The 20,619-nt window shown below is 60.1% G+C and carries 17 protein-coding genes; 2 read left to right on the forward strand and 15 right to left on the reverse strand.

The window, feature by feature from the left end; genetic code table 11:
• Positions 1-5: 5 nt before the first annotated feature.
• Positions 6-986 (forward strand): hypothetical protein, encoded by a 981-nt coding sequence (locus tag C6366_RS14760; protein WP_146164876.1) that lies wholly within the window; start codon positions 6-8, stop codon positions 984-986.
• A gap of 97 nt (positions 987-1,083) precedes the next feature.
• On the opposite strand, the gene C6366_RS14765 is transcribed toward C6366_RS14760, so the two are convergent.
• The 7 genes from C6366_RS14765 to C6366_RS14795 form a co-directional block, all read right to left on the reverse strand.
• Positions 1,084-1,521 (reverse strand): universal stress protein, encoded by a 438-nt coding sequence (locus tag C6366_RS14765; protein WP_107739232.1) that lies wholly within the window; start codon positions 1,519-1,521, stop codon positions 1,084-1,086.
• Positions 1,522-1,813: 292 nt separating this feature from the next.
• Positions 1,814-4,060, reverse strand: coding sequence for a TRAP transporter permease (locus tag C6366_RS14770; protein ID WP_233248518.1), 2,247 nt, complete (start codon positions 4,058-4,060; stop codon positions 1,814-1,816).
• 87 nt (positions 4,061-4,147) lie between these two features.
• Positions 4,148-5,107 carry a TAXI family TRAP transporter solute-binding subunit gene (locus C6366_RS14775; RefSeq protein WP_107739234.1) on the reverse strand — a complete coding sequence of 320 codons (960 nt, stop codon included), beginning with the start codon at positions 5,105-5,107 and terminating at the stop codon, positions 4,148-4,150.
• A gap of 114 nt (positions 5,108-5,221) precedes the next feature.
• On the reverse strand, positions 5,222-6,376 hold the full coding sequence (locus tag C6366_RS14780; protein ID WP_158269804.1) for a M20 family metallopeptidase: 1,155 nt from the start codon (positions 6,374-6,376) through the stop codon (positions 5,222-5,224).
• A 7-nt stretch (positions 6,377-6,383) separates the two neighbouring features.
• Complete coding sequence (locus C6366_RS14785; protein ID WP_233248519.1) at positions 6,384-7,967, reverse strand: KamA family radical SAM protein; 1,584 nt, start codon at positions 7,965-7,967, stop codon at positions 6,384-6,386.
• A 2-nt stretch (positions 7,968-7,969) separates the two neighbouring features.
• The gene (locus tag C6366_RS14790) at positions 7,970-9,388 is read right to left on the reverse strand and encodes a hypothetical protein (protein WP_107739238.1); all 1,419 of its coding nucleotides are present in this window, start codon (positions 9,386-9,388) and stop codon (positions 7,970-7,972) included.
• Between the two features lie 110 nt (positions 9,389-9,498).
• The gene (locus C6366_RS14795; RefSeq protein ID WP_107739240.1) at positions 9,499-11,037 is read right to left on the reverse strand and encodes an SDR family oxidoreductase; all 1,539 of its coding nucleotides are present in this window, start codon (positions 11,035-11,037) and stop codon (positions 9,499-9,501) included.
• A gap of 456 nt (positions 11,038-11,493) precedes the next feature.
• Here C6366_RS14795 and C6366_RS14800 point away from each other — a divergent pair, with 456 nt between their 5' ends.
• Entirely contained in the window at positions 11,494-12,195 is a 702-nt protein-coding gene (locus C6366_RS14800; protein ID WP_107739242.1) for a MotA/TolQ/ExbB proton channel family protein, read from the forward strand.
• Here the strand turns inward: C6366_RS14800 and C6366_RS14805 are convergent.
• From C6366_RS14805 to C6366_RS14840, 8 genes are all read right to left on the reverse strand, one after another.
• The gene (locus tag C6366_RS14805; protein WP_107739244.1) at positions 12,183-12,599 is read right to left on the reverse strand and encodes a thioesterase family protein; all 417 of its coding nucleotides are present in this window, start codon (positions 12,597-12,599) and stop codon (positions 12,183-12,185) included. The genes C6366_RS14800 and C6366_RS14805 overlap by 13 nt on opposite strands.
• Positions 12,600-12,701: 102 nt before the next feature.
• A complete protein-coding gene (locus C6366_RS14810) occupies positions 12,702-13,814 on the reverse strand; it encodes a glycosyltransferase family 4 protein (protein ID WP_107739246.1) in 1,113 nt (370 codons plus the stop codon).
• 29 nt (positions 13,815-13,843) lie between these two features.
• A complete protein-coding gene (locus C6366_RS14815; protein ID WP_107739248.1) occupies positions 13,844-14,827 on the reverse strand; it encodes an SDR family oxidoreductase in 984 nt (327 codons plus the stop codon).
• A gap of 278 nt (positions 14,828-15,105) precedes the next feature.
• On the reverse strand, positions 15,106-15,372 hold the full coding sequence (gene rpsT / locus C6366_RS14820; protein WP_107739250.1) for a 30S ribosomal protein S20: 267 nt from the start codon (positions 15,370-15,372) through the stop codon (positions 15,106-15,108).
• A gap of 154 nt (positions 15,373-15,526) precedes the next feature.
• Positions 15,527-17,629 carry a glycine--tRNA ligase subunit beta gene (gene glyS, locus C6366_RS14825; RefSeq protein WP_107739252.1) on the reverse strand — a complete coding sequence of 701 codons (2,103 nt, stop codon included), beginning with the start codon at positions 17,627-17,629 and terminating at the stop codon, positions 15,527-15,529.
• Positions 17,626-18,552 (reverse strand): glycine--tRNA ligase subunit alpha, encoded by a 927-nt coding sequence (glyQ, locus tag C6366_RS14830; RefSeq protein WP_107739254.1) that lies wholly within the window; start codon positions 18,550-18,552, stop codon positions 17,626-17,628. Before glyQ ends, glyS begins: the two co-directional genes overlap by 4 nt.
• 68 nt (positions 18,553-18,620) lie before the next feature.
• Positions 18,621-19,421 (reverse strand): DNA repair protein RecO, encoded by an 801-nt coding sequence (gene recO / locus C6366_RS14835; RefSeq protein ID WP_107739256.1) that lies wholly within the window; start codon positions 19,419-19,421, stop codon positions 18,621-18,623.
• Positions 19,422-19,460: 39 nt separating this feature from the next.
• A complete protein-coding gene (locus C6366_RS14840; protein ID WP_107739258.1) occupies positions 19,461-20,552 on the reverse strand; it encodes a RodZ domain-containing protein in 1,092 nt (363 codons plus the stop codon).
• Positions 20,553-20,619: the final 67 nt, after the last annotated feature.

The raw sequence follows: 20,619 nt of genomic DNA on the forward strand, positions 1-20,619 counted from the left end.
TTCCCATGTTCGCACCCAGCACGCTCCGACTCTCCCTGCTGTCGGCCAGACTCGCTTCACCTGTTTTCGTCGCCCTACTCATCACGGCCATCTTCATATTCGCCGCTCCAGCCCGCAGCCAGGAAGCTCCACCCGCTGCTTCACCGGACGGACCGACCGAACCAGGCTTCCGAGGGGCTCCCGCCGCAAACCTGGATGTAAGCGGCTACCATTTGTTCAACAGCGCTTTCAAAGACGACCAAGGCAAAATATCCGTGACCCAGACCCGCGCGGACGCCTCCTGGTCCCGCATCAGTCTGGGCTGGCACTCCAACTGGTATTCCTGGGAGGACAAGAATGCCCTGCCCTTTGGAAACGGACAGGATGCCCCATGGGATTCGCTGCACGTGCTCACCTTCATGGTCAATCAGCGCGGGCTTCTTTCACAGCGCTGGTCCTACTTCGTCCAGGGAGCGATTCGCTCCGGGTTTGAAAAGGAAGTCTCCAGGTCCGTGGGCGTGGCGGCCAACGGCGGCTTGGTCTATGCCTGGAGTGAAGACTGGACCGTGGGCCTGGGCGGCTTCGTCGGGGTGGATCCCACCACAAAATTCGCCTTTTCCAGCACCTTCGCCATGGCCGGCCCCTTCGTGCAGTACCGCAATTCTCGCGCCCCGGGTTTCTCCGGCCGCCTCGGATTCCCGAAAAGCGAACTGCGCTACACCGTGTCCCCGGTCTGGTCCACCTGGCTGGGCTTCGGCGTCAACTCGGACACCTACCGCCTGGCCGACGACAGTACCGTCATGCCCAGAGGATATGTCCGATCACGGATGTTCACCACCGGCCTCTACCTGGACGTCACCCCCTCCCCCACCCTGCTCCTGCGCTTTGGCCCGACCTACAACTTCAGCCGAAGGCTGGAAGTCTACGACTCCGGCGGCGACAAACGCCGAAGCCACGACCTGGACGCGACTTTGGGGTTCGAGGCCAAGGTTAGTTGGAGTTTTTAGACCGGAGAAATGAGATGCCGGGGGCCTCACAGCCCCCGGCATGCTATCGGAGAGGAATTGACTTGAAAAATTGAACCAGCCGTCTCTCCGAACAAACTCAACTTTCAGATCGCAGCACGAGAACCGAGCACTTGGCGTGGCGGACGACCTTGGAGGTGTTGGTGCCGAGGAGGTAGTCCTGAAGTTTGATGCGGTGAGCGGGCATAATGATCAGGTCGGCCTCGACTTTTTCGGCCATACGCAGAATCCGGCGATAGATGGAGCCCTGGGCCACGAGGTGCTGGACGTCGATGTCGTCGGGGATATGGGCGTCCACTAACTCATGCAGGAGGTTTTCCGCGTCGGCCACGATCTTGTCGCCGGCGTCGGAGGGAAAGTAGTCGGCCACGATGGGCATGCCCATGTCCGGAACCACGGTCAGGGCAAACAACTTCGCATCATAAAACCGGCATAACTCGGCAGCGCGCTCAAGACTCATCTTTCGGGTGCGTTCGCCTTCCTGGATATCAATGGGAACAAGGATGCGCTTGTACATGTCGGCTCCGCGATTCGGGTTGGGGGGTCAGGGTTCAACGGTTCACGGTTCAACAGTTAATACCATTTCTAATTCAATGATTCTCTATCGGCGTCGCTATTGGAATCGGCGCTTCGCTATCGGGGTCGAAGTCAGGCTATGCGCATTCAAACATTTTCGATTCCGATGCCGATTCCGACCCCGATAACTGTATTTTCTTAAGCGAATAACACATTATCGAATTCGAATTGGTATAAGGGGGCAGCAGTAAAAAAGCGAGGCCGAGTTCTCGTTATTTTAGGAGTGCGATGCCTCAGGCCGGAGACGGCGAAGCGTCGCCGCCCACCCGTTTTGACCGGTACATCTGCCAGGCGAACAGGGAGAAGTACATGGCCACGCCGAGGATCTGCATGCCCAGCCGATCAAAGGGCAGATAGGCCGCGAAGACGCCTGGGCGGAAGGTAGTGGCGCAGACGGACAGCAGGAACAGCCGCTCCAACCAGTTGCAGCGCGTGACCAGCCAGCCTTGTAGAGCCGAGGCAAAGGCGAACATGGCGATCAGGCCGGAGAAGAAAACCCAGGTCAGATACCAAGGGTCCTCAAGCCAGATCACCTTGCCGGTGTCGGTCACCCCGGAAATCATCAACAGATCGGTGTTGAACAGGAAAATGAACGGCAGGATGGCCGTGCGCAGGCTGTAGGCGAACCCTTGGACCCCGGTCTTGATCGGGTCCGTGCGGGCGATGGCCGCTCCGGCGTAGGCCGCCAAGCCCACCGGCGGAGTCACGTCGGCCAGGATGCCGAAATAAAAGACGAACAAATGGGCCGCGATCAGCGGGAAAATCAAACCGGCGTCGCCGCCGAGCTGAATGATTACCGGCGCGGTCAGGGTGGCCATGATGATGTAGTTGGCCGTGGTGGGCATGCCCATGCCCAGGATCAGGCTGGTAATGGCCGTGAAGACCAGCATCAGCACGATGTTGCCCATGGACAGGGTAGCGATGATGGTGATGAAGCGGCCCACAAGACCGGTGATGGTCACCACGCCGACGATGATCCCGGCCGTGGCCGTGGCCACGCCCACGGAAACCATGTTCCGCGCTCCCATGATCATCCCGCTCCAGACATCGTGCAGACCCTGCCACGTGGCGGTCAGCAAAAAGCGCTTCAGGTCGATACTCGGGTCCAGGGTCCCAGCCCGCTTGTGTACGCCCAGGGACAGGAAGGCGATGATCGGCCGCTGGACGAGCATGATCACGACCAGGCTTTCAATGGCGTACAAAGCCGAAGCAATGGGGGAGCGGCGCATGATCACCAGATAGAAGATCAGCACGCCCAGGGGAATGATGAAATGACAGCCCCGGAGCACGGTCCTGCCGAATTTGGGCAGTTCCTTGCGCGGCAGGGCCTTGATGCCCATTTTCAGGGCCTCCAGGTGCACGATGTACAGCAAGGCCAGATACGCAATCAGGGCCGGAAACAAGGCCGCGCGAACCACGTCCAGGTACGGGATCCCGATGATCTCGGCCATGATGAACGCCGCGGCGCCCATGATCGGCGGCATGAGCTGCCCGTTGACCGAGGAAGCCACTTCAATGGCGGCGGCCTTGTGCGCCGGAAAGCCGACCTTCTTCATCAGCGGGATGGTGAAGGTTCCGGTGGTCACGGTGTTGGCGATGGAGGAGCCGGAAACCAAGCCGGTCAACCCGGAGGCCATGACCGCGGCCTTGGCCGGACCGCCCCGGAAGGTGCCCAGGGCCGAAAAGGCCACATCGATGAAATATTTGCCGCCTCCGGCTCGGTCCAGAAGCGCCCCGAAGAGGACGAACAGAAAGACGAAGTCCGTGGATACGCCCAGAGGGACGCCGAAAATGCCCGTGGTGGTCAGGTACATGTCACTGATGATGAAATCCAGGGGGACGCCCCGGTGGCGGAACAGCGCGGGCAAATGAGGACCAATAATGGTGTACAGCAAGAAAATGGCCGCCAGAACTGCCAGGGCCGGCCCCAGAGCGCGCCTTGCCGCTTCCAGCAACAGCACAATCAGGATCACGCCCATCCAGATGTCCAGTTGCGAGGGCAGACCCATCCGGGTGATGATTCCGCTGTAGTCCCACCAAATGTACAGGGCCCCGGCCGTGGCCAGGATGGCCAGCAGGATGTCGTAAAGCGGAATATGCGTCCGGATGGAGCGGCGAGCGAAGCTGGGAATCATCTTTTGGGTCCAGGTGACCCACATGGGCGGGCTGTACTGCTTGTAGGCCGGGTAGGCCAGGAAAGCGAGACAGATGGCGAATCCCAGGTGCCAGGAACGGGCGATGTGGGAGTTCATCGGCTGATAAGCCAGATAGAGCTGAAAACCGGACCATCCCAGACACAACAGGGTGATGATCCAGGCGGCCACGGGATGCTTTGGCTCCCGGGCCCCGGCTTCGACCATGGCCACCATGTCTTCGGCGGACTGGCGAACCCGGGTTTTCTTGCGCGACCCATCTGCGTGTGATTCGGCGGCGCGCTCAACGCCCAGCGGCATGGCTTCGGTACGTTCCTGATCGGTCATGGCGGACCTTTAGTGCTTGTAAGGACGATGCGGAGGGAGGAAAAAACAGGGGCGGTTCGCAAACCGCCCCTGAACAAACGAGATAGGCTACATCCAGCCTTTTTCCTTGTAGTACTTTTCAGCGCCGGGATGCAGCGGAGCGGACAGGCCCTGCAGCATTTCCTCGGGGTTCAGGTTGCGGAACGCTGCGTGGGAAGCACGCAGTTCATCCAGGTTGTCAAAAACCGTCTTGACCATGTCGTAGACCACCTGCTCGGAGACGGAGTCGTTGGTGACCACGGTGGCGGTCACGGCGTAGGTCTCGATGTCCCGGTCAATGCCGCGGTACGTGCCGGCGGGGATGCTGGTCGTGATGTAAAAGGGGTGCTCGGCCACGAACGCCTTGACGGCGTCGGAATTCAGGGGAACCATGTCCAGATCCACGGACTGGGCAGGCTCTTCGATGGCCGCGCTGGGGTTACCCACGGTGTAGAAAAAAGCATCAATGTTGCGGTCCACCAGTGCACGGGAAGCTTCATGCTGCTGCAACGCCTCGGCCCGGAAATCCGTGTTGAAGTCCAGCCCGTACATGCGCAACACGTCCTCCGCGTTGCCACGCTGACCCGAGCCGGGATTGCCGATGTTCACCCGCTTGCCCTTCAAGCTTTCAACAGTGGTAATGCCCGTATCTTTCCGAGTGACCAACATGACGGTCTCGGGATGCATGCTGAAGACGCTGCGCAACCCCGTGACCGGCTTGCCTTCCCAGTCAGCGGTGCCGTTGTAGCCCTGGAAATTCCTGTCGGACTGGGCCACGGCGAAATCAAACGCTCCGCGATCCAGGGCGTTGATGTTGAACACCGAGCCACCGGTGGGCCGGCCGATGTAGTTGTACTCTCCGCCCATATGCTTGTTCATCATGTTGCTGATCTGCAGGGCGACCTGATAGTAAACTCCGGTAATGGACGCTCCGCCGAACAGAATGTCCTGCTTCGCCATGGCCTGGGGCGCGGACAATGCCAGTCCAAGGGCGACGACCAAGGCTACGAACCATTTCTTTCCTACCATACTCACACCTCCATAACAAAAATGTTAAAAATCGAACAATTTCACCTCTCACCAATCTTGTCTGAAGTGATATGCCGAAGTTGGGTACTGATGTCAAACGCCGCGGATTCACAATCAGTGGGCCCGATTGGTCCACAAATCCAGCAACAATGAGGCGACCAAGGCGGAGCGCTCCATCAGACTGCACCTGACAATGTACTCTCTGTCACTGTGGTCCAGGTCACCTAGCGGCCCCAGCCCGTCCAGAACCGGAACGCCTCGGTCGGCAATGAAGTTGGCGTCGGAAACTCCGAAACGCAGCTCGTCGGGCAAGTCGTATCCCAACAGCGCCGCCTGCCTCCGGGCCGCCGCGTACAGGCCCTTGTTCGCCTCGGATTGGGGCATGGCCGAGCGGCCCGAGGTTTCGACATACTCGCAGGAAGTGCCGGGAACGGTTTGATCCGCGAAAAGAGCCGCCAACGATTCCCGCAGCCGGGACTGGCCTCCAGGCGAGAGAAACCGGGCGTCCACCAGGGCCTGGGCCAGTTCCGGGACGGTGTTCGGCCCGATTCCGCCCTCCACGTAGCCCACGTTCACGGTGACTTCCGCGTCGTCGTTCAAGGCTTCCAAGGCCGTGATCTTGTGGGCCAGTTCCAGGATCGCGCTGGCCTTGGAACCGCCCTTGGCCGCGTGTCCGGCCCTTCCGCGGACCGTCACCCGCAACCCCAATCTGCCCTTGCGGCCCGTGACCACTTCCCGGTTCAGCCCCCCGCCTTCAAACACCAAACAGGCCAGACAACGCCCGGCTTGCTCCTCGATCCAGGGCCGGGAAGCCGGAGAGCCGATCTCCTCGTCGGAATTACACAAAAACGTCACCGGCATGTCATTCAAAACGCCCAGGCTCCGGAGCGCCTTGAGCGCGTAAACGCCAACCACCAAGCCGCCCTTCATGTCGTAAACCCCGGGCCCGCGGCAGATATCGCCGTCTTCCTGAAAGACGGTGAACGTCGTGTCAGGTGGGAACACGGTATCCATGTGCCCCACCAGGACGAAGCCGGATTCGCCGGTGATCCATGGCCCGGATGAGGCCTGGACCATGTTCCCGTAGTCGGCAAAGGGCAGGATTCGGACATCCGGCAAGACCTGTCCCAGTACCTCGCTCATGGCCTCGGCCATAAGGTCCAGACCCGACTTGTTCCGACTGCCGCTCTGGATCTCCACCAAACGCCGCAGCAGTTCAACGGCTTCGGTTTCCCGGTCCGCCAGGTAGGCGGCAATTTGATCGCGCATGGAAGGACTATTCTTCCGTGTCAGCCTGATACCTGGCGAACCCGAAATCCCGGCGGGCATACTCACCGGGATCGGCGTCCGGGTACATCACCCGCTCCTCGTTCCAGGGCTTGTGCATCCGCAGGTTGCCGTCCTTGCGCCCGAGAAGGTTGGTCTTGTGCAGGGGGATCTTACCGCCGGCCGTGGCGATGTACCGGGGGATGGCGTCGCCGGAGATGTTGCCGTACATGCTCTCGATGATCTCCTGGCCCGTGGCCACGGGAACGCGCAAATGGGCGAACTGTGGGTTGCGGTAGCTGCAATTGAACACGTAGTAGGGGCGAACATAGGCCTCCTGGATGGTTTCGCACAGCTTCCACATCTTGATCTTCGTATCGTTGATGCCTTTGAGCAGCACGGCCTGGTTCATCACTGCCATAACCCGCCTAGAAATCGCCTTGAAAGCGGCCCTGGACACCGGAGTTATCTCCTGGGCCGTGTTGATCTGGGTAACCACGCGTATCGGTTTGCGGTCGTTGCTGGCCTCCAGGATGTCCAGCAATTCCTCTTCCACACGCTGCGGCGTGGTGACCGGAATCCTGGTGCCCAGGCGCTTCATCCTCACGTGCTCGATGGAGTCCAACTCGCCCAGAAGCCATTCCAACATGGAGTTGGGCAGCACGAATGCGTCCCCGCCGGTGACCAGCACGTCCCGGATTTCCGGGTTGGCCCGGATGTAGTCCAGGGCCTCGCCGTAGGCCTCCTTGCTGTAGATCCGGTCCTTGGCGCCGATATGCGCGATGCGCAGACAGTGGGTGCAGTACATGGCGCACATATTGGTGGCCTTGATGGTCACCACCCGGGGATAGAATTGGTCGATCAGCCGGGCCGGGGAATGATCCGCGGCCACCGGTGGGATCTCCACCCCGGCGTTGTCGATCATTTCCGCGGTGGGCACGGCCTGGAGCAGCACGGGATCGTTGCTCCTATCCGGCAGGATCAGACTGGCATAGTATGGGGTCAGGCGCATCCGATAGGTTTGGGTGACCCGGCGGACCTCCTCCACGGCCTTGGCCGGCAGGTCCAGCACCGAGGCCAACGCGTCCACGCTCTCAATGGCATGGCGCAACTGCCCGGAATAGGAGTTCCAGTCCGCATCCGTCATGCCCAGAACGCGCTTGATCCGCGCCTGGTTCTCCTGAATCCGCTCCCAAACCTCGCTCCCGCTGGGCGCTTCAACGGCGTGGCGGTCCAGGTAGTCGGCGATCCGGGCCTTGGCCTCGACGACAATGGGCAGGGCCTTGCCCACTCGACCGCCCACGGTCACTCCGTGCTCATCCAATTTGGCATGCTTGTCCGCCAAAGTTACAAGTTCCTCCCGGGTCAGGCCAAGTCGTTCCGGTGTCAGGTCCTGCTCGCCATGAATCCGAGCCAATTCCACGAACAGTTCGACAATGGGACCGGTGCGTTCCTGGGTCAGGGCCGTGTTCTTCAACTCGGCCACGGCGGCGCGCTGTTCTTCTGATGCGGAAGTCTCCTCCTCGGCGATGAACAAGCCCTCAAAAAACTCCTCGGTAAACGAATCCAAGACATACGGCGTCATGCTGCTCATGATCATTCATCCTTCGTTGTGGTTTGGGTCTGAAGCGTTTCGAAAATGGATTCCTTGAGCTGTTTGATGCCCAGACGGATATCCTCCTCCAACTGCGCCCGGGTGTGACCGACGGCCACCACGCGGCCCAGGAATGTCCCCGGCTGCACGGCAAGCCTGCCGCCGACATGTTCCACCACGATCACGCCGTGGTCCTGCCTGCCGGCCTTGACCTCCCGAAACAGGGTTCGTTCATCCTCGTCCACGGGCACGATCTGATTGGTTTCGGCTTCCTCGTCCAGTTTGTAGTTGTAGGTCCGCCAACAGATGTCGCCCAAGGCGTCGACGATTTCCATCTTGTTTTCCGGAAAACGGTTATGCATCACGGCGTGGTACTCCAGTTCCAATAAGCCGGGCGTATCCGCCGGCAAAGCGTTTTCCAGAGTACAGCACATTTCCATGGTGGTGCCCTGTTTCCGGGCATTGACTTCCACGAAAAAAATCCGGCCCTGGCCGTCGACAACGTAATCGCAACCGAAAATCCCACGATACCCGCTGCGGCCCATGACCTGCCCCACCTTGCGGGTGATCTCCCGCAACTCCCCCTGCAAGGCGGAAGACAGCGCCGACGGGAATGTCGATCCGCGAAACTTGTTCCCGTCCTGAATCTCTTGGTCCGCGATGGCCGCGATGAACACGTCCGCGGGGCCGGCCACGACGCCAAGCACGGTGGGGTCGTCGAGATGGGGAATATAGCGGCTGATGAAGAATTTCCCCTTTAGGTGGGCGGCTTTGGTCTCGATCTCCTCCTGAGTCGTGGCCAGAAAGCTGTTCACCCCGGCCGCGGAATAGGGCTGGCTGACGAAAATGCCGTCCGGCCATTCCCCCCAGAGATCCCGTGCCGTTTCCAGCATGTGCTCCGCGTCCGCGCAAACCCGGTAGTCGATCAGGGGAGCCGTACCCTTGAGCATCTGCAACTGGTAAAGCTTGTTGTTCCAGATATTGGCGATATGCCCGCTGGGCCCGAGGATGCGCACGTCGGGAATCAAAGCCAGGGTCAACTCCGGAACGGATTCAAAAACGTGGATGAACACCTGCCCCTGCTTGTCCAGGAGTTGCCGGACCAGGTCGTTGACCGCGGCGGAAGCCGAGACCAGGGAAGCGAAGGTTCTCGGGGCGATCCGGAAACTGACCTTGCGCCCTTTGGCCCGGTACAGTTCCCTGGCCATGGGATTGATCACCAGGGTGTTCTTGTGCGGGTAGGATTCCAGCACGTCCGACAGGATGGAGATGAAATCAAAAGGCCTCCCGTGGATCTTGGACAGGGTCTCCTTGACGAACTGGTTCAGGCAGTCCGTCTTGATTTCACCGATGTACAAAAAATATGAAACTTCAGGGTCCAACTTGATGTCCGAAAAAAAGACATCGTCCTCCATGAGCATATTCTCGCCCTCCGCGAAATACGGATAAAATCTGCTTCCGGTAGGCCGTTTTCATGACGAGGTCAATCGATTTTGAGTTCAAGGTTCAGGATACAAGGGGTAACGGACTGCTATGGTCCGCCGGGCAAGGCGCAACTCGTTGTGGACGAGGGGCCCAGCGGCTTGGCCGGTCCCGCCGCCCGGCCGGTCTGACGGGCGATTCTTTCCAGCATGCCCTTGAAGATCAGGATGTGGAACGGATAGGTGGCGTACCAGTAGACCAAGCCCCACAGTCCTTTCGGCAAAAATCGGGAACGCTCGATGATTTCCGTATGCTCTCCTTCCGGACCGGCGGGACGCAGTTCAAAATCCAACAGGGCATCCCCGGGCACCTTCATCTCGGCCAGAAGCCGCAAGCGTCGGCCGGGTTCCAGTTGGAGCACCCGCCAGAAGTCCAGGGCGTCGCCGACCCGGATTTCGGATGGATGGCGTCGCCCGCGCCGCAGCCCCACTCCGCCGACAATTCGATCCATGAACCCGCGCAACCGCCAGAGCCAGTCTCCATAGTACCAGCCGGTTTCCCCGCCCAAAGCGGCCACTACCGGCCAGACCTCCTCCGGCCTGGCCGCGATCTTGATGTGGTAGGACACCCCCAGCAGCGTGCCTCCGGCATACGGAGCGTCGCCGCAATCCAGCCATTCCGGAGGCGGCTGAAACCCGGCGTCGCTCCAGCAGGTTTCCACGTCCAGCTGCTGGACCTTCTGCAACGCCGTGGCAATGGCCTCCCGACAGGTCAAAAGCGGCTGGGGGATGATCTCCCGTATCCGGTTCTCCGCGCAGACCACCCGGTTACGCAGCCCCAGAACCAGAGGCTTGGCCAAAATCGTGGGAATCGGTGTCACGAAATTGATCCACAAGGATGAGAGGTGCGGGGTGAGCAGGGGGACCGGGATCAGCAGGCGTTTCGGCAATCCGGCGATTTCGGCGTACAATTGAAACATTTGGGCATAGGTCAGTACGTCCGGACCGCCGATGTCGTACGTCTGGCCGGTGGTTTCCGGATGTTCCAGACAGCCCGAAAGGTACTCGATGACGTTGGACACGGCGATGGGTTGGCATTCGGTACGCACCCAGCGCGGGGTGATCATCACCGGCAAGCGCTCGGTCAGATAGCGCAAGATTTCAAACGACGCACTGCCCGACCCGATGATCATGGCCGCCCGCAGGAAGGTCACGGGCACGCGCCCCTCCCGCAACACCCTGGCCACCTCCAACCGGGAGCGCAGATGCTTGCTCAGATGCGCGTCGCTCTCATCCCCCAGGCCGCCCAGGTAGATGATCCGCGAAAGCCCCTGAGTCTCGGCGGCCCGGGCCATGTTCTCCGCCGCGACCCTGTCCGTCGAAGCGAAATCCCTGGCGCCCGGCGTCATGGAATGCACCAGGTAGTACGCCGCGGAGCAGCCCTCCATGGCCCGCTCCAGGGAAGCCTGGTCCATGACGTCGCCCTGGGCCAGCCGCACCAGCGGATGTCCGGCCCAGGGTCGGCATCCAAGCTTGCCCAGGGAACGGGCCATGGCCGTGACCGCGTGCCCCCGATCCAGCAGCTTTTTGATCAGCCTCCCGCCGATGTACCCCGTGGCCCCGGTGACCAACACGCGTTGCTCAGCCATGAACATCTCCTTTTGCCCTGAACGTGGTCATCCCCCAGGACAGATTTGTACTCGATCCTCGGGTGCTATCCGGATCGGTATCGAAATCGAAATCGTGATCGAAATCGTGATCGAAATCGTGATCGAAATCGTGATCGAAATCGTGATCGAAATCGTGATCGAAATCGTGATCGAAATCGTGATCGAAATCGATTTCTGATAACTTTCCGATTTCAATAGCGATTTCGATTTCAACTGATGCCGGCCCACCCTGGGGACACGCCCTGAACACTCAATCGTCTACTATACTGGGATTTCTGAAGTTTCACAGAGAACAAAATTGCCCTGGATCATACCCCGGCCTGATTGCTTTCCCGGTGGTTGCTCGCTAGGTTGACTCCGGACCGTCCCATGAGGCTCAGTCCTTGATCCGCCTTCAGGCAGCCGCTTTCCAGGCTTCGCGGAGACCAACCTCTCATGCCCGACATCGCCTACCTGCACATCTTCCTTCGCGCATCCTGGATCATCCAGGGCGTGTATCTTCTGCTGGGAACAATGTCCGTGATCTGCTGGGGGCTGGTCTTCGCCAAGCTGATCCAATTTCGCCGCTTGTCCAAAACCGTGACCGAAGACACGGAGACATTGCGGGAGGCCAGGGAGCTTCAGGCCGCCTTTCTCAACCTCTCCCCGGGCTCCATCACCCAGACGTTGGCCCAGGCCGGACACGACGAGTACCTGGAACTCCAGGGGCTAGGCCTGCCTCAGGGCGAACGCGCCCAGATCGTCCTGGAGAGCTTGCGGCATACGCTCCGGGATGAAGTCCGCCGACAGGCCGACGCCGGTTTTCGCCCCCTGACCTTTCTGGGCGTCTGCGCCAATGCCGCGCCCCTGATGGGCCTGTTCGGCACGGTCTGGGGCATCTTCCATTCCTTTCAGGGCTTCAGCGAACTCAGCCGGGCCGCCAATTTGATGATCGTAGGCCAGGGGCTGGGCGAAGCCCTGGGAACCACTATCGTCGGTCTGCTGGTGGCCATTCCGGCGACCCTGTTCTACAACTACTTCCTCAGCCGCCTCGGCGCATTGGAACGCAACCTCGCCCACTTCGCCCAACTCTTCCTGAAGCTCGTCAAGCACGACCTGCACCGGCAACGGACTCCGGAGCCGGATCATTCGCGCTGAAAACGCGCCTTGATAACGTCCTCCACCTCTTTGGGGATTTCCGGCTTGCCCTGTTGGTTCAGGGCCGTGGCGGTGATCTTTGCCTTGAGCACGAGCTTTTGGTCCGGAAGGCGGTGGATGTCCTGGTAAAAAACCATCCGCAGCCGGGACTCCTTGATCAGGCTCAGGCCGACGACAAAGGAATCCCCGCTGGTCAGGGCGCTCTTGTAGTCGATTTCCGCCCGGACCACGACGAAATAGACCCCCATCATGGTATATTGCTTGAAATCAATGCCCACTGACTTCATGCATTCATGGCGGGCATGTTCGAGATAATTTTGATAAATGGCGTTGTTCACGATCCCTTGCATGTCGCATTCATAGTCCCGAACGGACATTTCCAGAGTGAAGTCATGGTTTTTCATGAAAATTCCTTTTCAAGCAGGATGCTTTGTCAGAGGTCAGCGTGAAAGGGTCGGCCTGTTTTTTTATTACCGTAATGGGATATCCGAGCGATTACATCGACGTCAAACGATTCCCGCCCGGTTTTTGCTCGACAGCCGCCGCTCCATCCGCCCCACCAGCATCGCCAAGACAAGATAAATCAATGTCCAGCAGGTCAGACCGGGTAAAACCCATACTGTGTTTCCGAGTTGAAGCAGGAACAAACCGGATAGCCCGGCGGCCAGCATCACGGCGTACTCCGCCAGCACGGTTTTGCGGTGTCCCCAACCCAATTGGACCAGGCGTTGGTAATAATGGCTGCGATGGGCTTGCCAGACCTTTTCTCCGGCCAGCAGACGCCGCAGCAAGGTCACGGTGGCGTCCACGATGAACGGGGAAAAGACCAAGACCCCGGCCCAGAACGGAAACATCCCCCGGCCGTCGGCCCAGAGAATCAGCGCTCCGGCCCAAAATCCCAGGGAGGAGGCCCCGGTGTCGCCCATGAATATCCTGGCCGGAGGGTAATTGAAGACGAGAAACCCCAGGCAAGCCAGGGCCGTGCTCCAGCAAACCAGGGCGTAACCGGACTCGCCGGCCAGCAAGCCGAACAGACCCAGAAAGCCGAACCCGATCAGCCCCATGCCCCCGGCAAAACCGTCCATGCCGTCCATGAAATTGTAGAGATTAGTCATCCAGACCATGAAGAGGCCGGAAAAAAGAACCCCCAGGCTCATCGGCCAAGCCCAAACCCAAACGCCCAGGTCCAGGGCTCGCGGCGCCAAGCCTCCAGCCAGAAGAACGAACGCGGCCGCGACGTGCACGGCAAACCGGGGAACCACTCCAACGCCTTTGCGGTCGTCGACAAAGGAAACCATGGCCACCAGCAATGCCCCGCCCACCAACCAAAGCAGTTCCGGAAACGCTCCGCGGATCAGCATCTCCGTCTCCCACTCGCCGGATGCTCCAAGGGCAAGGACGTCCATGGCCAAGGCGACGATCATGCCGACGGCCAGACCGGCCAGGATGGCCAACCCTCCGGTCCGCGGCACGGGGGTATGGTGCAGGGAACGCTCGTTGGGATGGTCCAGGATGCGCAACCGAGCCCTGCCGGATGTCAGGTAAGCGGTCAGGACCGCGCTGGAGAAGAGCGCCGCGAATACGGGCGCGAGGAAAGACAAGCCGGGGCCAAAGCTCATTTCAGAGTCAACTTTGCGTCAACGTTGCGTCAAGCCGCTTTCGCGGCCATATACCAACGGGCCATATCCAGCAGGCCGTCTTCAAGGCTTTTGGTCGGGGCCCAGCCCAGTTCGCGCCGGATTTTTCCCGCGTCCACCTCCAGGGAACCGGTCAGTCGCCGGAATTCGGATTGTCGCCCGGCGAACTTGGCCGCCACCTCCATCCAGGCCACGGGCACGGAGAACAGCTTGGCCTTGCGGTCCATGCCCTCAGCCAGGATCTGGACCAAATCACGAGACGAAATCGTTTCCGCGTCCGCCAGGAGATAGGTTCCAGTCGTCGAATGAGCGACGCACAGACTCAGCGCGGAGCAGAGATTCTCCAAACCGAGCATGCTTCGCTTGTTCCGGACCGCGCCCAGGGGCAAGGTCCGGCCCTGACGGATGCCGTCCATCAGCCGCAACAGGTTGCCCTTGACCCCGGGGCCGTGCACCAGGGGCGGACGAAGAATCGTCACTTCCAGGCCGGTGGCGGCGGATGCCTCGGCCAGAACCTGTTCGGCCTCCCATTTGGTGATCCCGTAGGGATCCTCGGGTCCGGGCGGATCGTCCTCGGTAAAGGGGCGACCATGGGTCTGCTCCCCGTTGACCTTGATCGAGCTGACAAAGACCACCCGCCCCACCCCGCTCTTCACGGCTTGGCGAGTCATATTCTCCGTGCCGTCCAGATTCACCACCCGATAGGCGCTCAGAGCCTTGGCCTTGTCCTGAATCCTGTGCGCCCGCCCGGCCAGATGCACCACGACCTGGACCCCGGTCAAGGCATCGGACCAGTCCGTTTCCCCGTCAATATCGCCAACCTCGACGACGTCCTCGTCGCTCACGCCTTCCGACTTCAAAGGCAAGGCGTCGTCCAAAACGCTTCGTGTGCGCACGGCGGCGCGGACCGCATGACCCTGATCACGCAAAGCAGAACACAGCGCCCGCCCCACGAAACCGTTCGCCCCGGTGACCAATATCCGTTTCTCCGACATGATTGCTCCAATCCGTCAGGTGTGTGCGCTTTGCGCTAAAATCGGCAAACAAAACACGAACCCTGAACCGCCACATCTTCATGAGTTCTCCGGGTCCGTGAACAGCCAAAATTATTACCCGTTCAAGCCGACATTGCAAACCGTCTCCCCCAAGCCGCCGACAGCTGCACGGCGTCCGTGGACGATCAAAATATTGGATGTTGGAGTGGTTAAACGAAAAAAGCCCGTCACGACAATCCGCGACGGGCTTAAATTGGTAAAAAAAACGAAAAGAAGGATCAGTCTTTCAACTTATTAACAGCCAGGGTCAGTCGGGACACCTTTCGGGCCGCGCACCCCCAGTGAATAACTTTTTTTCCCGCGGCCTTGTCCAGAACGGTGGTGGCCTGCGTCAATTGGGCCTGGGCTTGTTCCAAATCCTTTTGCTCCACGGCCTGACGGACCGCCTTCACGGCATTCTTGATCCGGGTCTTGGTCGCCTTATTGCGGGCCTGAGCCTTCAGGCTCTGACGGTGCCGCTTGAGTGCCGATGCATGATTAGCCAATGTCTTTCCTCCTCAAGGATGTAGAATCGATAAAATTTGAATATGGGCGGCACGTTGTGCCTTTCGAATTGTCTCACATGGCAAAAAAAGATTCCTACGCAAAAGAGCGTCAAGTTGTCAAGGAATTATCTTCACGGGTCAGTGTTTTTTGTCGCTAAACCTGCAAGGCCGGAAAGTCGGCAAGCGCGTCGAACCGGTCCACTAGGGACTTGAGTAAGTTCAGACGATTATTCCGCAATTCCGTCTCCGGACACATGACCATGACATGGTCGAACAGGTCGTCCACATATGGTTTGATTTCCAGAAGCAGGGCCAGCATATCCGCGTACCGATCCTGGGCCGCCATTTCCTCCCAGCGTGGAACGATGGCCCGCCAGGCCCCGGCCAGAGCCTTCTCTTGAGATTCAGTGAGCAACGCATCGTCGCAGACGCCGCTGAGGCTTGGACCGTCCGCGCTGTCCACGGCCTGCTTGCGGATGATGTTCGCGGCCCGCTTGAAGGTCTGCACCGAGGCCGTAAACTCCGGCTCCTTGCTGAAGCGCAACAATGCCTCGACCCTGGCCCGCAGGGCCCAGACATCCGCGAACCCGGCCCCAACCGCTGCGTCCACGATCCGAGTGGGATAGCCCTGACCTTGGAAATAGGCTTTCAGGCGCTGGCCAAAAAAGTCCAGCAGCTTGGCCCGGCTCACCTCGGGCTCGATTTTCCACGAAGTCGGCCCATAAGCCTCCTGGGCGTCCGCCAGCAGCTTCTCCAGATCCAGGCGCAGGCCGTGTTCCATGATGATCCGGCAGATCCCCAGGGCGGCCCGGCGCAGGGCGTAAGGATCATTGGCCCCGGTGGGGGTCATGTCCAGGCCGAAACATCCGGCCAGGGTGTCGGCTTTTTCCGCCATGGCCAGCAATGCTCCCAGACGAGTGGTCGGGACCGGGCTGTCCGGCCCGGCGGGCAGATAGTGCTCGGCAACGGCCTGGGCCACCTCCTCCGCCTCTCCCTGCAGACGGGCGTAGATCCCGCCCATGGTCCCTTGCAGTTCGGCGAACTCCTTGACCATCTCCGAGACCAGGTCCATTTTGGCCAAAAGTCCGGCCCTTGCGGCCCGTGCCCGGCTTTCGGGCAGGAACCTATCGGCCAGGACCCCGGTCAAACGCTCCAACCGCCGACACTTGTCGCCCATGCTGCCCAACGGCGCCAAAAAGACGACGCTCTCCAGCATGTTCAGCCACGTCGTGGAGGAAGCCCGGCAATCGACATGAAAAAAGAACCGGGCGTCTTCCAATCGAGCCCGAAGCACCCGCTCCCAGCCCTTGCGCACCAGATGCTCGTCCTTGGGCCGCAGGTTGATCACGGTCAGAAAATTCGGCAGCAGGTTGCCGGATTCGTCCTCTACGCCGAAACTTTTCTGGTGCTGCTCCATGCTGGTCAGCAATACCTCGCGGGGCAGTTCCAGGAAAGAAGGATCAAACTCGGCCAGCACGGCCACCGGGTGCTCCACGAGCTGGATCACTTCCTCCAAAAGTCGATCTTTCCAGACGACCCGCGCCCCACTCAGGGCCGCCAAGTCGTCGCCTTGCGCAACAACGGTCTCCCGTCTAACGGCGCTCTCCAGAACGACGTGCCCCTGCTCCGCCAGGATCGAAAAAAAATCCCCGGCCTCCCGGATATTCCAAGGGCCGCGACCCATGACCCGGTGCCCGTACGTCATGCGGTCCGCGACGACCCCGGCGAATCGAACGTCCACCACGTTCGCCCCGAGCAGGCAGAGAATCCAGCGCAGCGGACGACCAAACGCCGTATCCCCGTCGGCCCAGCGCATTTTCTTGGGAAAGCTCAGGCCGGCGATGATTTCGGCCAACAGCCCGGGCAGGATGTCCGTGCTTCGACCGCCGCCCACCTGCTTGCGCACCGCGGCATAGGCCCCCTTGGGGGTGTCGTAGGCGAACAGTTGAGAGGGCTCCACTCCGTATCCCGCGGCAAACCCCAAGGCCGGCTTCAGAGGTTGGCCGTCCGGTCCAAAGGCGGCTTTCCAAGGCGGCCCGATGAACAGTTCCTCCATCACCTGCTGGTGCTGATCCACGCTTGGACAGAAAACGGTCAGCCGTCTGGGTGTCGAAGCGGTCCGCACCGGAGCGGCCTGAATCCGAGCCGTCTCCAGGGCCTGACTCACCCCCTCGGCCAACTGACGCTCCAAAGGGGCCAGGAATCCGGCCGGCATTTCCTCGGTCCCCAATTCCAGAACAAACGGCGCGCCGGTCATGACGCACCTCTTAAAGCATCGGGCTGGGACTCTGGCCGCGAACCGGACTGGCCCGCCGGCGCAAGCATGGGCAGGCCCAGTTCTTCGCGCTGGGCCGCGTACAACCGAGCCACACGGGAAGCCAGTTTGCGCACTCGGGCGATATATCCGGTCCGTTCCGTAATGGAGATGGCGCCTCGCGCGTCCAATAAGTTGAAGGTGTGCGAACACTTCAAGCAGTAGTCATAAGCCGGCCAGGGCAGCCCGGCCTCGCCCAAACGGGTGCTTTCCGCCTCGTACATTTCGAAAAGGCGGGCCAGCATATCCGCGTCCGCGGCCTCGAAATTGTACCGGGAGTGTTCCACCTCGCCTTGATGATGCACCTGACCGTAGGTGACGGTCTGATTCCATTGCAAATCGTAGACCGATTCCTTTTCCTGGAGATACATGGCCAATCGTTCCAGACCATAGGTGATTTCCACGCTGACCGGCTTAAGGTCGATGCCCCCGACCTGCTGAAAATAGGTGAACTGGGTCACCTCCATGCCGTTGAGCCAGACTTCCCAACCCAGACCCCAGGCCCCCAACGTGGGAGACTCCCAGTCGTCCTCCACGAACCGGATGTCGTGTTCGTCGGCCCGGATGCCCAAGACGGCCAAGCTTTCCAGGTACATTTCCTGAATGCGGTTGGGGGACGGTTTCATGATAACCTGAAATTGATAATAGTGCTGCAAGCGATTCGGATTCTCGCCGTACCGACCGTCAGTTGGCCTGCGGGAGGGCTCCACGTAGGCCACGTTCCAGGGTTCCGGCCCAATGACTCGCAAGAAGGTAGCCGGATTGAACGTCCCCGCCCCCATTTCAATGTCATAGGGCTGCTGCACCACGCACCCCCGTTGCCCCCAATAGGTTTGCAAGGCAAAAATGATGTCTTGAAAATACATTGCGGTTCCTGGTTTGATAAAGTTATTGGAAGTCAAATCAATTGCCCTTCCACCTCTTGCCCCGGCTTTCACTCCGAGACGAACCGACCATTGCGCCAGCGCAGCCCGAGATGACGTCGCACGTACCCGTCCACCATCTGAAACAACTCCCCTCGCGTGGCCGGAGACATGGACAGGGCCGCCCACTGTCGAGGGCCGTTGGAAGACAGGTTGTTCAAGATAGAACGGGTCTCCGGCCCGATCCGGAGTTGGTGCCCACCAGTTGGAGGACAGTGGGCGCAATATATCCCACCGGTCTCCATTGCCAAGGTCATTCCAGGGTGATCAGCCATCCTTACGGCTTGTGGCTCGACCCGTTCTCCACATTGCGGCTCGGCCATTGTCCGTCCGCATATCGAACACGTGCTCAACTCCGGAGCGTAGCCTTGGGTGAAACAGATCTTGGCCCGAAAAAGCTGGGCGAATACAGGAGGAACATCTTCGGCCTGATTCAGGACGTCCAAGGTTTCCAACAGCAGCCCATGTATCGCCGAGGCCTCATCAGAACTGATCCGCAAAGCCTGGACGAATTGCAGGCAATTCGCCGCCAGTCCGGCCCGGCTCGCATCGTGACGCAACCGCGAAAATCCACGCAGCAGGGTCGCTTCCTCCAGTACATGGCGACCCTTGGCCGGAAAAAAACGCACCTTGAGCAGCACGCTGTTCAAGGCGTCCAGGCAGCCGCAAAAGCGGCGTCGACTCTTGGCGCCACCGAAGGCCATGGCCGTAACCATTCCGTGACTCGGAGAAAAAAAACGCACCCAGCAGTCGATCTCGCGAAACCTGCCGACTTTGAAAATCAGGCCTTCGCCGGTCCACTCCCGGTACACGACGCACCTTTATTAAGAGGAAGCCACGTGTGATACTTGTCAGGGAAAACGCAAGGACATGACTTCACCGGAGCGAGCCGAGAAGGGCCACGGATTGCCGTCCATATACAGAACCACTCCTCCGGCATTGCCCAAGCGGACTTCCAGGGTGTTTTCAAACGTGATCACGAAGCGTTCCCCGGGCCGTAAAAATGCTTCCCGAGGGCGAGCGCCGTCGGCTTGGGCGGAGAGCCAACAATTTTCCGTGGCCCGAATTTCCAGTGTCTTCTCGACTCCCGCCGGAGCAAGCGCGGGTTCTTGAGCAACCCGAGCCTCCTCGGGACGTCGCGCTTGGCCTGGAGCTTCGGTTTGACCCGTTTCGGCAACGGATTCGGGTGCGGGAGCCGGGTCTGGCGTTGAGGGGGATTCCGGGGTCGTTGCCGGGGGAGTTTCTCGGGGAGCCTCCGCGACGGGCGGAGTTCGAGGCCCGGTTTCTGGAACAGGACGATCCTGAACCGTGTCTACTATCGCCTGGGACTCCAACTCCGGCAAGCCGGCGTCTTCCGGGGTCTCGCTAATTGGTTCCTCGGCCAAGGAAGGAAAAGCCAGGGACCCAGGTTCTGTTCCAATCCCGAGATCGCCTTCTCTCACAAAAGGCTCACCGTGAGGCGCGGGGCCCAGGAACCGCTCCGAACCGGGACGACCTGTGGTCACGGATGAAGCGTCTTGCGAGGCGTCAGTGGAAAATATTCCGAAAATATCACCCTTGAAAAACCAGACTCCGGACCCGATGAGCACCAGAAGCAGCAGAACTCCAACGAAAATACCGACAAACCGTGGCCAGCCCTCCCGCACGGCCGGCAGTTTCTCGGCATCGGCCAAAACCAAATCATCATAATCCGACTCGTCCTTGGAAACATAGATCTGGGCCAGGGTATTGCCCATCTTATCTGCGTCCATTCCCAAAAACCGAGCGTAATTCTTGACGAATCCCTTGGCGTAGACCGGGTGCGGCAGGGCCTGTTCGTTTCCCTCTTCAATGGCCGTCAAGTTCATCCGACTGATCTTGGTCTTGTCCATCACGTCCGTGATTTCCAAGCCCTGCCGGAGACGCTCTTCTTTCAGCAGTCGACCGAATTCCTTCAGATCCATAGTGTTCTCCAAAACAGCGTATCCGCTTTCAGTGCCTGGCCTTCACCGTGCCCCACCGAGGCATGAA

Origin of the sequence: Desulfonatronum sp. SC1 (assembly GCF_003046795.1) — a bacterium.
In the GTDB taxonomy this organism is placed as follows: Bacteria; Desulfobacterota; Desulfovibrionia; order Desulfovibrionales; family Desulfonatronaceae; genus Desulfonatronum.

Excerpts from the sequence above, each read along its gene's own strand:
- C6366_RS14760 (WP_146164876.1), top strand. The coding sequence starts at position 6 with ATGTTCGCACCCAGCACGCTCCGACTCTCCCTGCTGTCGGCCAGACTC.
- C6366_RS14765 (WP_107739232.1), bottom strand. The coding sequence starts at position 1,521 with ATGTACAAGCGCATCCTTGTTCCCATTGATATCCAGGAAGGCGAACGC.
- C6366_RS14770 (WP_233248518.1), bottom strand. The coding sequence starts at position 4,060 with ATGACCGATCAGGAACGTACCGAAGCCATGCCGCTGGGCGTTGAGCGC.
- C6366_RS14775 (WP_107739234.1), bottom strand. The coding sequence starts at position 5,107 with ATGGTAGGAAAGAAATGGTTCGTAGCCTTGGTCGTCGCCCTTGGACTG.
- C6366_RS14780 (WP_158269804.1), bottom strand. The coding sequence starts at position 6,376 with ATGCGCGATCAAATTGCCGCCTACCTGGCGGACCGGGAAACCGAAGCC.
- C6366_RS14785 (WP_233248519.1), bottom strand. The coding sequence starts at position 7,967 with ATGAGCAGCATGACGCCGTATGTCTTGGATTCGTTTACCGAGGAGTTT.
- C6366_RS14790 (WP_107739238.1), bottom strand. The coding sequence starts at position 9,388 with ATGCTCATGGAGGACGATGTCTTTTTTTCGGACATCAAGTTGGACCCT.
- C6366_RS14795 (WP_107739240.1), bottom strand. The coding sequence starts at position 11,037 with ATGGCTGAGCAACGCGTGTTGGTCACCGGGGCCACGGGGTACATCGGC.
- C6366_RS14800 (WP_107739242.1), top strand. The coding sequence starts at position 11,494 with ATGCCCGACATCGCCTACCTGCACATCTTCCTTCGCGCATCCTGGATC.
- C6366_RS14805 (WP_107739244.1), bottom strand. The coding sequence starts at position 12,599 with ATGAAAAACCATGACTTCACTCTGGAAATGTCCGTTCGGGACTATGAA.
- C6366_RS14810 (WP_107739246.1), bottom strand. The coding sequence starts at position 13,814 with ATGAGCTTTGGCCCCGGCTTGTCTTTCCTCGCGCCCGTATTCGCGGCG.
- C6366_RS14815 (WP_107739248.1), bottom strand. The coding sequence starts at position 14,827 with ATGTCGGAGAAACGGATATTGGTCACCGGGGCGAACGGTTTCGTGGGG.
- glyS (WP_107739252.1), bottom strand. The coding sequence starts at position 17,629 with ATGACCGGCGCGCCGTTTGTTCTGGAATTGGGGACCGAGGAAATGCCG.
- glyQ (WP_107739254.1), bottom strand. The coding sequence starts at position 18,552 with ATGTATTTTCAAGACATCATTTTTGCCTTGCAAACCTATTGGGGGCAA.
- C6366_RS14840 (WP_107739258.1), bottom strand. The coding sequence starts at position 20,552 with ATGGATCTGAAGGAATTCGGTCGACTGCTGAAAGAAGAGCGTCTCCGG.